At 69.0% G+C, this 11,510-nt stretch carries 8 protein-coding genes; 4 read left to right on the top strand and 4 right to left on the bottom strand.

All coding sequences use genetic code 11. The features are described 5' to 3' along the window. Position 1: 1 nt before the first annotated feature. Positions 2-637 (bottom strand): TetR/AcrR family transcriptional regulator, encoded by a 636-nt coding sequence (locus Ate02nite_RS18360; RefSeq protein ID WP_203807071.1) that lies wholly within the window; start codon positions 635-637, stop codon positions 2-4. Positions 638-726: 89 nt separating this feature from the next. Between Ate02nite_RS18360 and Ate02nite_RS18365 the strand changes: the two genes are divergently transcribed. Continuing rightward, positions 727-2,220, top strand: coding sequence for an MFS transporter (locus tag Ate02nite_RS18365; RefSeq protein ID WP_203807073.1), 1,494 nt, complete (start codon positions 727-729; stop codon positions 2,218-2,220). Positions 2,221-2,538: 318 nt separating this feature from the next. After that, complete coding sequence (locus Ate02nite_RS18370; RefSeq protein WP_203807075.1) at positions 2,539-2,685, top strand: hypothetical protein; 147 nt, start codon at positions 2,539-2,541, stop codon at positions 2,683-2,685. Here the strand turns inward: Ate02nite_RS18370 and Ate02nite_RS18375 are convergent. Further along, complete coding sequence (locus tag Ate02nite_RS18375; protein ID WP_203807077.1) at positions 2,652-3,083, bottom strand: universal stress protein; 432 nt, start codon at positions 3,081-3,083, stop codon at positions 2,652-2,654. The genes Ate02nite_RS18370 and Ate02nite_RS18375 overlap by 34 nt on opposite strands. A 129-nt stretch (positions 3,084-3,212) precedes the next feature. Here Ate02nite_RS18375 and Ate02nite_RS18380 point away from each other — a divergent pair, with 129 nt between their 5' ends. Then, a complete protein-coding gene (locus tag Ate02nite_RS18380) occupies positions 3,213-5,135 on the top strand; it encodes an MFS transporter (RefSeq protein ID WP_203807079.1) in 1,923 nt (640 codons plus the stop codon). Here Ate02nite_RS18380 and Ate02nite_RS18385 read toward each other — a convergent pair. Then, a complete protein-coding gene (locus Ate02nite_RS18385) occupies positions 5,062-6,717 on the bottom strand; it encodes an SCO2524 family protein (RefSeq protein WP_203807080.1) in 1,656 nt (551 codons plus the stop codon). The genes Ate02nite_RS18380 and Ate02nite_RS18385 overlap by 74 nt on opposite strands. After that, positions 6,714-9,629 (bottom strand): NACHT and WD repeat domain-containing protein, encoded by a 2,916-nt coding sequence (locus tag Ate02nite_RS18390; RefSeq protein WP_203807082.1) that lies wholly within the window; start codon positions 9,627-9,629, stop codon positions 6,714-6,716. The genes Ate02nite_RS18385 and Ate02nite_RS18390 overlap by 4 nt, the downstream gene beginning before the upstream one ends. A gap of 100 nt (positions 9,630-9,729) precedes the next feature. On the opposite strand from Ate02nite_RS18390, the gene Ate02nite_RS18395 reads away from it, so the two are divergent. After that, positions 9,730-10,887 carry a class I SAM-dependent methyltransferase gene (locus Ate02nite_RS18395; protein ID WP_203807084.1) on the top strand — a complete coding sequence of 386 codons (1,158 nt, stop codon included), beginning with the start codon at positions 9,730-9,732 and terminating at the stop codon, positions 10,885-10,887. Positions 10,888-11,510 lie beyond the last annotated feature (623 nt).

Below are 11,510 nucleotides of genomic sequence, written 5' to 3' on the forward strand. Positions count from 1 at the left end.
CTTACGGCAGTTCGGGGCGTGGCACCGTCGGGGTTATTCCGTAGACCAGGCGAAGGATTGCGTCGGTCAGCGTGTCGACCAGTTCGTCCTCGGCGTACGCATTCGGGTTGGCGAAAGCGTCGGCGAACGTCGTCAGCCGCAGGTGGATTGCCATTGTCGCCAGCAGCGCGGGTGAGCCGTGCACCGTGCGGCCTGCTCGCGCGTCGCGTTCGATGCGGTTGCGGAACATCGTGCAGCCGTTGGTTACCAGGCGGTCGCGCATCTCCAGCACCTCGGGGCCCGGGTCGGGGGCCAGGAAGAACTCACGCAGCCAGCGGCCCTCGACCTTCCAGCGCTTGAGCGACAGCATCAGGCCCTCGCGTAACGCGGCCCGGTCCAGGCCGTCGGAGGCCAGCCAATCGCCCATGTCGACGTCGGTCTGGCCGATCGCCTTGTCGCAGAGCGCGGCCAGCAGGGCCTGCTTCGACTCGAAGTAGAAGTAGAAGCCCGAGCGGGCGATGCCGGCGGCACCGGCCAACTCGTCGATGGTCACCTGACCGATCGACTTCTCCCTGAGAACGACCCGGGCGGCGTCGAGCAGGGCCTGCTCTCTCTGATCGCCCTTGGTGGGCGCGCGGCGGCTTCCGATGGCTGGCACACGGCGATCGTACCGCGTGCATTCGACATCACATCTTTGGTTTTCGACACAGTGTTGAGAATGATCGGCGGCGCGTCTAGCTTCGAGTTATGCCTCCATCAAGTCCGCCCCGCCTGGCCCTTCCGGTCGCGTGCTACGTCGTGCTACTGGTTTCCGCCCTGCAGACGCTTGTCGTGCCGGTCGTCACCAACATCCAGGCTGACCTGGGCGTGTCCGCCACCTCCGCCAGCTGGGTGGTGACCGCCAACCTGCTCGCCGCGGCCGTGCTCACCCCGATCCTCGGCCGCCTCGGCGACCTGCGCGGCCGCCGCCCGGTGATGCTCGGCGTGCTGGTCGTGGTGCTGCTCGGCTCGATCCTGGCCGCCACCACGTCGACCCTGCCGCTGCTGCTGGTGGCCCGGGTCATGCAGGCCGCGAGCTTCGGCCTCTTCCCGCTCGCCATCGGCGTGCTGCGCGAGGAACTGCCGCCGCAGCGGCTGACCGGCGCGATGGCCATCGTCAGCGGCATGCTCGCCGTCGGCGCCGGCATCGGCCTGACCGTGACCGGCCTGGTCATGCAGCACGGCGGCGACTACCACCGGCTGTTCTGGCTGGCCACCGGCCTGACCGTGGTCGGCCTGGCCGGCGTCCTCGGCCTGCCCCGCCGCGCCGCCGTGGCCACCGGCCGGATCGACTGGATCGGCGGCGGCCTGCTCGGCCTCGGCCTGGTCCTGCTGCTCATGCCGCTGGAAGAGGGCAACAGCTGGGGCTGGGGTTCGGTGCGGGTGATCGGCTGCCTGATCGCCGCCGTGGTCGTGCTCACCGGCTTCGTGCTGGCCGAGCGCCGGATCAGCGACCCGCTGGTCAGCACCCGGATGCTCACCCACCGCCCGCTGGTGATCGCCAACGTGGCCGGCCTGTTCCTGGGCTTCTCGATGTTCGCGATCTTCCTCGCGGTCTCCTACTTCGTGCAGACCCCGCCCGCACTGACCGGTTACGGCTTCGGCTCCACCGTGCTCGCGGCCAGCGTGGTCTACCTGCTGCCGGGCAGCATCGCCGGCATCGTCACCGCCCCGCTCGGCGGCCGGCTGGTCGGCCGGTTCGGCCCCAAGAACACCCTGGTGATCGCCGCGCTCGTCGCGTTCGCCGGCTTCGGCCTGCTGGTCTTCCTGCACACGGCGACCTGGCAGATCATCGTCGGCGCGTTCGCCGTCAACACCGCGGTCATGTTCGGCTATGCGGCCATGCCCGCCCTGCTGATCGCCAACGTCAGCCCGGCCGAGACCGGCATCGCCAACAGCGTGAACTCGATCTCCCGCTCGGTCGGCATGTCGCTGGGCACCGCGTTCGTGGTCACCATGGCGACCCGCAACCTGATCCCCGGCGCCCCCGTCGCGCTGCCCCGCGAATCGCAGTACGTGACCGTCTTCGCGGTCGGCGCGATCCTCGCCCTGGCCGCCGCGACCCTGGTCGCCCTGGCCCTGCCGAAGAACAAGCCCACCCACCTCAGCACCCTGGAGGTCGAGGAGGAGGAGATCTTCGGCGCGGCCGGCCTCGAAGTTCCGGCCGACCTGGTCGCGAAGGAGAACGCGGCCCGCGCCTGACCCCACCGACCGGAGGTATCGAAGGCCGGCGTCCCGCACGGGACGCCGGCCTTCGCGTTGCGTACCTATGGTGGTCGATGTGCCGAAGGTGGCCGGGTTCGTCGGGCTGGTCGGGGGCCGCCGCCATCGCGCTCGACTCCCGGCCCGGCCTGCTCGTTCTGGTGCTGACCAACGCGGTGGGCATGACGGTCAGCGCCGGCTTCGTGGCACGCCTTCCCCCGGCGTACGCGTCGCGGTCCTCTGGTTTGGAAAGGTCTCGGCCGTTGGCCGTGTTGCGGGACCATCCGTTCACCGCCCTCGCCGCGGCGATGGCTGGCCGTGCACACCGGCGGCTGGGGCTGGTGGGTGATCGCGGCGATCTTCGCCGTCGCGGCCCTCGCCGTGTTCCCGGCGGTCTTCTCGGTGGCCGGACCGCGCGCCTCGCCTGAGGCTCAGCGGACGACCGTCACCGGGCAGTTCGCGTAGGCGGCGACGTGCTGGCTGACCGAGCCCAGTACCAGGCCGGCGAAGCCGCCGTGACCGCGATTGCCCACCACCAGCAGGTCGGCGCCGGTCGATTCCTCGATCAGGACCTTGGCCGGGCGGCCCTGCTTCACGTGCGGGACGACCCGGATCGGCGGGTCGTCGCCCAGCTCCTCCTTGATCACCTGGACCAGGTCCTCCGCGGTGCGCTGGCTGGAGTCGGGCACGTAGTGCTCGGAGACGCTGACGCTGCCCGCCGGTGGGAGCAGGGTGTGCTCCCAGACGTTGAGCACGAGCAGGTCGGCGCCGTGATCGGCCGCCTCGGCCGCGGCCCAGGCCAGGGCCTTGCGGCTGCTCGGTGACCCGTCGACGCCGACCACGATGGACCGCCATGAACTCATCGCCGTCCCCTTCCGTCTCTAGGCACGGTATTACAGGACCACGGATATCGACACCCCTAGTTGCGGGCCGGTGACAATCGGTTTAGCGTCCAGAACGGGTGTGATCTGGATCTCAGGTTGGAGGTTGCCGTGGCCACGACGACAGTGGAGTCGGTCTCTCCCGGAGCGGGACAGGACGAACGCCGGCCGCTGATGAGCGGGAACGCGCTGCTGATGATGAACCTGGGCTTCTTCGGGGTGCAGTTCAGCTTCGGCCTCACCCAGTCGGCGGTGAACCCGCTGTTCCTGCTGATCGGCGCCAGCCCCGACCAGCTGCCGATCCTGAACCTGGCCGGCCCGGTCACCGGCCTGATCATCCAGCCGCTGATCGGCGCGATCAGCGACCGCACCTGGCATCCGAAATGGGGACGCCGACGGCCGTTCATCACGGCCGGGGCGCTGCTGTGCGCGGTGATCCTGTTCCTGTTCCCGTTCGTCGGGGTGCTGTGGCTCGGCGTGATCTGCTTCTGGCTGCTCGACATCGGCAACAACACCTCGATGGAGCCCTACCGGGCATTCATCTCCGACCGATTGCCGAAATCTCAACTGGCCCGCGGCTTCCTCACCCAGAGCATGTTCACCGGCGCCGGCGCGGTGCTCGCGAACGTCTCGCTGTTCGTCCTGCAAAAGGTCGACGCGCTCGACAAGACCGCCGGCAACGGCGTGCCGTACTGGATGTTCGTCTGCTTCATGATCGGCACGTTCTGCATCCTGCTCACCGTGCTGACCGCGATGGCCCGCACCCGCGAACTGACCCCGTCCGACGAGGACCTCGAGGAAATTCGCTCCGCGCCTCGCGGCCTCGGGCCCGCGGTGCGGGAAATCGCGTCGGCCGTACGGTCGATGCCGGTGGCCATGCACAAGATCGGCGTGGTTTTCGTCTTCCAGTGGTACGCCATGTTCATCTACTGGCAGTTCCTGGCGGTAAGTCTCGGTGAGACGGTCTTCAATGCCAACCCCGACCAAGGTGGTACGGCCTGGGACGAGGCAATCGCATGGAGCGGGCTGCAGAACGGCGCCTACAACTTCGTGACGATGATTTCCGCGCTGTTCCTGGTCGTTGTGGCGCAGCGGATCGGCGCCAAGCGGGTGCACGCCATTGCCCTCGGATTGGCCGCGCTGTCGCTGGTCTGGCTCTCCACCATCAACAACCAATACCTGGCCCTGGTCCCGATGATCGGCGTCGGCATCTTCTGGGCGAGCGCGGTCGGCGTGCCGTACCTGATGGTGGCCAGCATGGTCCCGGCCAAGCGCACCGGCGTCTACATGGGCATCCTCAACATGATGATCGTCGTGCCGATGCTGGTGCAGACGGTGACCTTCGGCTGGATCTTCAAGCATTGGCTGGACGGCAAGGGCAGCAACGCGATCCTGCTGGCCGGGGTGCTGCTGGGCATCGGCGCGATCGCGATGCTGTGGGTCAACCCGCCGTCCGAGGCGGACGAGTCGCCGATCATGCCGCTGGGCGGGAAGCGCTCGATCACGGTCTACGACCAGGTCGTGGTCGGATCAGACGGAACACCCACCAGCCTGTACGCCGTGGACCGCGCCGCCGAGGTGGCCCAGGCCGCCCAGGCGCGTCTGGTCGTGGTGACCGCTTACCGCTCTTTGTCGCCGGCTTCGGAGTCGGGGTCGGGGCACCGGGACATCTACGGCGCCGACGTGGCCCGGGAGGCCTTGGACAAATCAGTCACCGCACTGACTCGGGAGCGGGCGCGCTACATCGATCAGCGGTTGGTGGAAGGGGATCCGGCGCAGGCGTTGCTGGACGCGGTCGGCAACAACCCGGCCAACCTGATCGTCGTCGGCAACCGCGGCCTGGGTGCCGACGAGGGCGCCATGCTGGGTTCGGTGCCGGCCGCCGTCGTACGCCGGGCGGTTTGTGATGTTCTGGTGGTGCAGACGTCGGCCCTGGACGAGGACCGGATGTTCGCCGCCCCTACAGCCTCTCGTCCAGCTCAGCCAGAACCGGGTACAGAAGCGCCGCCGCCCGCGCCGGATGCTGATCGATGATGCGCCGGGCGCGGTCCAGCCGAGCGGCAAGCTCCTTGCGCCGCGCCTCATCCGCACCGTCATCGGCCGGCAGGGACTCGAACGCGTCATCGGCGTCGGCGAGTAACTGGTGGACGAAACCGAGCGGCGGCCCGGACCGCCCGGTTTCGCCGTCCATCACCTCGTAGGCGGTGACCAGACCGGAAACCAGGCGGTGCGTGTTCTGCCAGTTCATGCCTTCGGGCCGGTGATCCCAGGCCAGAGCGGCCAGATCGGTCAGCTCGGTGCGAAGCTGCCCGTTGTTCGTTCCCGCCGCCGCCGAGACGAGCGCGTCGAACAGGACGGTGGTGAAGCCCGGCGTCCGATGATCGCCGGCCCGGTCCGGGTCACCGAATCGGAGCGGGACCCGCCGGTCCTCGACCACCGGCGGTGCGGCCTCGACCTTCGGCGGGCGGACGATCGCACGCCGGGCGGCGAGCCGCCCGAAAACCCGCAACAGATAGGCGTACGGAAGATCGGTGTTTCCGGTACGGGAGGCCAGCTCGCTCGCGGTGATCGCGGCAACCAGCAGGCTCGTGTAGTCGGAGTCGCCGGACCACGGCAGGCGTTCGAGCGGCCACCGGTGATCGCCGAAGGTGGCCTGCCGCGCCCAGGAGAACCGGGCCAGTTCCAGGCGCAGTTGCAGGGACTGCCCCAGCCGGGACTGCTCCTCGGTGAGCAACCCGAGCAGCCGGGTCCGCGGCGACGTCAGTTGCCGGATCGCGTCGCCGGCGACCCAGGTGAAGTACGGGTCGGGCATCGGCGCGGCGGCCCCGTCGAGCTGCGGCCCGTGGTCCTCCCTCGTGTCGACAACGACCGCATCGGCGCTGACTCCCCACGTCCAGCCGCATTCGATGTACGGCAGATCGGCCGAGCCGGCCGGCGCCACGCTGGCGATGGTCACGTCCTCGAGCGCCCGGGCCCGGTACTCGGCCATCTCCGACCGGTACTCGTTCAGCACCGCCGTGCGCTCCCGGTGCTCCTGGCCGATCAGCCGGTACAGCGCGGTGCCGGACGGTGAGTCGTCGTCGAACGCGTGCGCCACGAAGCTGCGCAGCAGGCCGATCATCGCCGTGGTCAGCCGCAGGGTGGCGAGCGATTCCAGTTCGTCGGCCTCGGCCACTATGCCGGCCTTGGTGACCGCGGATCGGTAGACCCGGCTGAAACCCTTCGCGGCCAACGAGAACTGCAGGCCGACCGCGAAGGACTCGACGCACTCATGGCCGGCCGCCGACTCCTCCCCGCAGGTGAACGTCGGCATGCCGTCGGCGTCGCGGTAGCGCAGCAGATAGGCGGTCTGCGCACGGAGCAGCCGCAGCGGCGCGGAGTGCCGGTCACCGATCATCTCCAACGGCCCCAGCACCTCCTCGTCGGTCCGGTCGGGGACGTCGAGGCGGTAGCGGGGCTGCTGGGTCGCCGGCCACAGGATGCCGAGCAACTGCTGGGCATCGCTGACCGAGTCGCTGTGCGCCCGCCCGCCGAAGACGAACGCGCCGTCGCGGAACGAGAACCGGGCCACCGCCCGCCAGAACTCGAGAATCTCCCGGTGTGGTTGCAGCGTCACGACGCCGTACCTCCGTCCCGGCTCCAGCCCTTCAGCGCGTCCTCGCGCTGTTGTGAAGTCAGGGGTTCCCGCGGCTGCCGGGCGGCGACGGCGAGCAATTCCTCGGGCGGTGTTTCATACGGCCAGATCCGGACGACGCCCGGATGGCCGACCGCGAGCCGGCCCTCCGGGGTGAACGCCAGGCTCGTCACCGGCCCGTATCCGGTGTGAAAAGCGTAGTGCAGGGAGCGGTTCGCATCCATGAAGCTGATCGTTCCGTCGAACCCCGCGAGCGCGTAGCGGCCGTCCGGCGCGGTCGCCTCGATCGGTCTACCGGTGTGCACCGGGGCCGGATTGTTCCCGGCCGGCCCGATCTCGATCGAGGTCGTGTTGATCAGGCAACCGCCGAGATCCCAGATCCGTACCGTGCGGTCTCGCGAGCCGGACGCCAGGCGGCCGTCCGGGGCGAACGCCACCGCCTCGACCGGTGCGGTATGACCGACCAGGACGTGTGCGGGTTGCCGGTCGGATGCCCAGACCAGCACGGTGCCGTCGACGAAACCGCACGCCAGGCTGCCATCCCCACCGTAGGCCAGGGAGTTCACCGCGCGGCCGGGCCGCTCCGTTTCGAACACGACCTTCCCGGCGGCGTTCCAGATCAGGATCCGGCCGCTGCGGTCTCCCGCCGCGACGTCGCCATCGTGACCGGCGGCCACCGCGAACACCGCGTCGTCGTGTCCGCACAACTGCCGGATCTCGGCGCCTCGGCCGTCCCAGACCAGCACCGCGCCGTCGCCGAAGCCCGCGACGGCGCCGCCATCGGTGGTGGCCGCCACGGCGTACACCGGGCTGTGTCCGGCATGGATCACCGTCGTTGCCCGCAGCTCGCTGTCCACCAGACGCACCGACCCGTCGGCCGCACCCAGGATCCACCGGCCGTCCCCGCCGCGGACCAGCCGGGCGACCCCCCAGTCCGCAATCCGCAATGCACCCGCCTTGTTGCCGTCGAGATCCCAGGTCACGATGGTGCCGTCCATCGCTGCCGCGGCGAAGCCCCCGTCCTCGTCGAACGCCACCGCCGTAACGGGTTCCGTCAGCCCCGTGTACACCGTTCGCTCACCCGTGCGCGACCACCGGCGCACGGTGCCGTCCTCGCTGCCGGCCGCGAGCCAACCGGATTCGTCGAACGCGAGCGACAGGACCGGACTCCCATGATCGAGCACCCGGACCAAACCATCGGCAAGGGCCACCTCCAGGACCCGCGCGGCCAGCGTCGTCGGTGCCAGTTCGGTGTACGCGGCCAGAGCCAGAGCGATGCCGGTCGCCGGCGAGATCCGCAGTTGCGCCAGTGCTCGCTCGGCGACCTGGTCGGCCCGGCGGTCCATCTCGCCGGCCTGGTTGCGCTGCGACTCGGCGAGGAAGTCGCGCAGCTCAGCCGGCAGGCCGTGGCCGTCACCGGCCCAACTTCGCGCGTCCTCGAGACGCGCCCCGGTGATGAGATAGTCCGGTTGCCGGCCGGACCGCAGCCAGGCCCGGGCCATCGGCACCAGTTCGGTGAGGCGGCGAAGGTTCTCCTCGTGCAGCACGATGTGGTCGCTGAGCGGCTGCCACTGCCGCAGCAGGGCCTCGTGCGCGATGTAGTAGATGACCTCGTCACCTTCGTTGTCGCCTTCTCTATCGCCTTCTCTGTCGCTGATCAGCAATCGCGCGTCGACGAAGGCCTGCACCACGCGGCGCTGGCGGTCGTTCAGGGACGATCCACGGACCGGCTGGCGGGTGGCGCCGCCGGGCCCGATGGTCACGAACCGGAGCAGGGTGTTCAGGCAGAACTCGAGGGCGTCCGGTCCCAGTTCGCCGACGGCCGCCTGGGCCTGCCGGGTGATCGCGCCGGAGACGCCGCCGCCGGCCTCGTACTCCCGCCAGGTGATCCGCCGGTCCCGGGCGGCGCTGCGGTAGAGGTCGCTGAGCAGGTAGCTGAGCAGCGGCAACGCATCCCCGCCACCGGCGTCGCGGACAATCTCGTCGATCAGGCCGTCGTCGAACGCGGTGGCGGTCAGCCGCGCCGGCTCCTGCACGATCTCCCGGATCTCCCGCGCCCCGAGCACGTTGACCATCAGCGGCTGCCGGAACAGGTCGCGGCCGGGACCGTGCTGGAACGCGCCGACCGTGTCCGACCGGACGGTGGCGACGATCCGCAGCCGCGGATCCCACTCGAGCATCGCCTCGAGCAGCGCGAGAAAGGAATGCCGATCCTCCTCGACGCACAGCGTGACCGCCTCCTCCAGCTGGTCGATCACCAGCAGCAGCCCGCGTTCACCGGCCCGCAGCGCTTTCAGAGCATCCAGAGCGACGCGCGGCCGTGGCGACGAATCGCCCGCCCGGGACGCGGTCGCCGCCGCACGTGCATCGTCGGCGATGTCAGCGCCGAGCACCTCGGCCAACTCCCCCACCGCGCTGCCACCCGGGCTGAACGTCCGCGCGACCCGCAACTCCGTCCCACCGCGGAAGGCCGGCAACAGTCCGGCCAGGACCAGCGAGGACTTCCCCGACCCGGACGGCCCGACCACCGGCACGAACCTTCCGGCTGCGGTCCGCGCCTGGCGCACCCGGGTCACCAGTTCCTGCACCTCGGTGCGGCGGCCGAAGAAAACACCGGCCCGCTCCTCGGTATAGGCGACCAGCCCCGGGTACGGGTTGTCGCCCGTCCACTCCGGGCGGGCGATGCCGTTGCGCCAGAAATCCCAGGCCGCCCGGCCGGCCACCGCGGCCAGCAGCACCCCGCCGATCAGCGGGGCGTTCGCGGCCACCGGCTGCAGCACGGGCGGCCAGCGCTCGGGATCGCCGGTGACCAGGTTGGTGATCAGACCCATGCCGGTGCCGAGAAGGAAGACGCCAAAACCCGTCCGGTGCTCCCGCAATCTCGGTCGGCGCATGCAGCACTCCGGTTCGGCTGAGTCCTGCCTCTCAGGCTAGAGGTACCGTGCACAGATTTTGATGGGTGCGCGGCGCCGACCTTGGTGCAATCATCACCACATGAGGCGGCGATCATTGGCCGACGTCTTGGGTCGGCGTTACGACGAGTACTTCCGCGACCGTTCTCCCGTCCCGTTCGAGGTGGTGGCGCGCGACGGCACCACGCAATCGTTCGGCGTCTCCGGCACGGCACCGCCCACGTTCTCCGTCCTGGTTCGCGACGAGGCCGGGCACGACGCGCTGGCCTCGCTCGACCAGTTGCAGGTGGCCCTCGCGTACCTGCGCGGTCATCTCGACGTCGAGGGCGACATCGTCGCCCTGCTGAACATGCGCGGGTTCTTCTCCGACATTCACCCGATTGAATTCATCGGCCGCTGGCTGCCCTCGCTGTGGCAGGGCAAAACCGACCACGACCGGCGCGCCATCTCGCAGCACTACGACGAGGAGTCGGAGTTCTTCCTGACCTTCCTCGACTCCCGGCATCGTTGCTACACGCAGGGCGTCTTCGCCAGCGACGACGAACCGCTGGAAGACGCGATGACCCGCAAGATGGACATCGCCCTGGACGCCATTCAGGTCAAGCCCGGCGACCGGGTTCTCGAGGTCGGCGGTGGGTGGGGCGCTTTCGCCGAGCATGCCGCCCAGCGCGGCATCGACGTCACCACCGTGACCCTGGCCGAGGAATCGGAACGGTTCCTGAACAGGCTGTTCGCCGACAAGCAGCTGCCGGTCACCGTGGTGCGCGAGCACATTCTGCGCTTCCAGGCCTCGTCCCCGTTCGACGCGATCGTCAACATGGGCGTGACCGAGCACCTGCCGGATTATCGGGCGTCGCTACAGACGTACGCCCGGCTGTTGCGGCCCGGAGGGCGGGTTTATCTTGATGCCCTGGCCATGAGGCGCAAACACACGTCGTCGACGTTCTTCAAGAAGTACATATATCCGGGACGGTCGGCGCCGTTGCTGCTGCATTCCTATTTGCGGCAGGTGGCCCACTCCCCCTTCGAACTGCTGAACCTCGAGGACGACCGGCACAACTACTTCCTGACCTGCCGAGCGTGGGCAGAACGGCTCGACGCCCGCCGAGACGAGATAACGGCGCGGTGGGGCGAGGAGCTGTACCGGCGCTTCCGCATCTTCTTGTGGGGGTCAGCGTCCGGCTTCGACACGCGGATGGTCCAGGCATACCGCTGGACCCTGCAGCGCGAGCCGGCTTAAGGGAACAGATACAGCTCGGGCGAAAGCGCCAACTGCACCGACTGTTCCGCGGAGAGGACGCGTTCCGTTCCGGCCGCGGACGGCGCCCGGCAACGATCGCAGGCAAAGAATCACCACTCGATACACGTTCTGTCGCGCTCTAGTCAGAATAAATCGGTTCAACCCGCAAACCTCGATGGTCTGGCGTCCCTTCTCCGTCAACGCTCGGTACTCGCCGACAGACAGAGAAAGCACCAGGTGATCGAAGGGATCCTCGACGGACGGATCGATCAACAGCGGTCGTTGGTGCTCATCCACCGGAAAGCGTTCGCGTTTGGGGTGACTGTTGCAATGCGCGCAGGTGAGAAGGTGGTTGAGCCAATCGAAGGTACGCATCGGGGCACGCGCCAGCGGCTCGTGATGGTCGCCGGCGGCGGATGGGAATCACGGCCGGCGCTGCTCCGCGTCCGTCACCAACCGTGCCGCGAGCTCATCGACTCGCGCCGACGGCGAACTGGTAAGCAATGCCCGCAGCTCTTCGTACCGACGAACGGACCGTGCGTCCGCAGTCCCGACGACCACGGACGTTTCCAGGTCTCCCAACTCTTGGCGCAGCCGAACAGCTTACTCCGAATAGGGAGTAT

Origin of the sequence: Paractinoplanes tereljensis, from assembly GCF_016862435.1 — a bacterium.
GTDB classification, from domain to species: domain Bacteria; phylum Actinomycetota; class Actinomycetes; order Mycobacteriales; family Micromonosporaceae; genus Actinoplanes; species Actinoplanes tereljensis.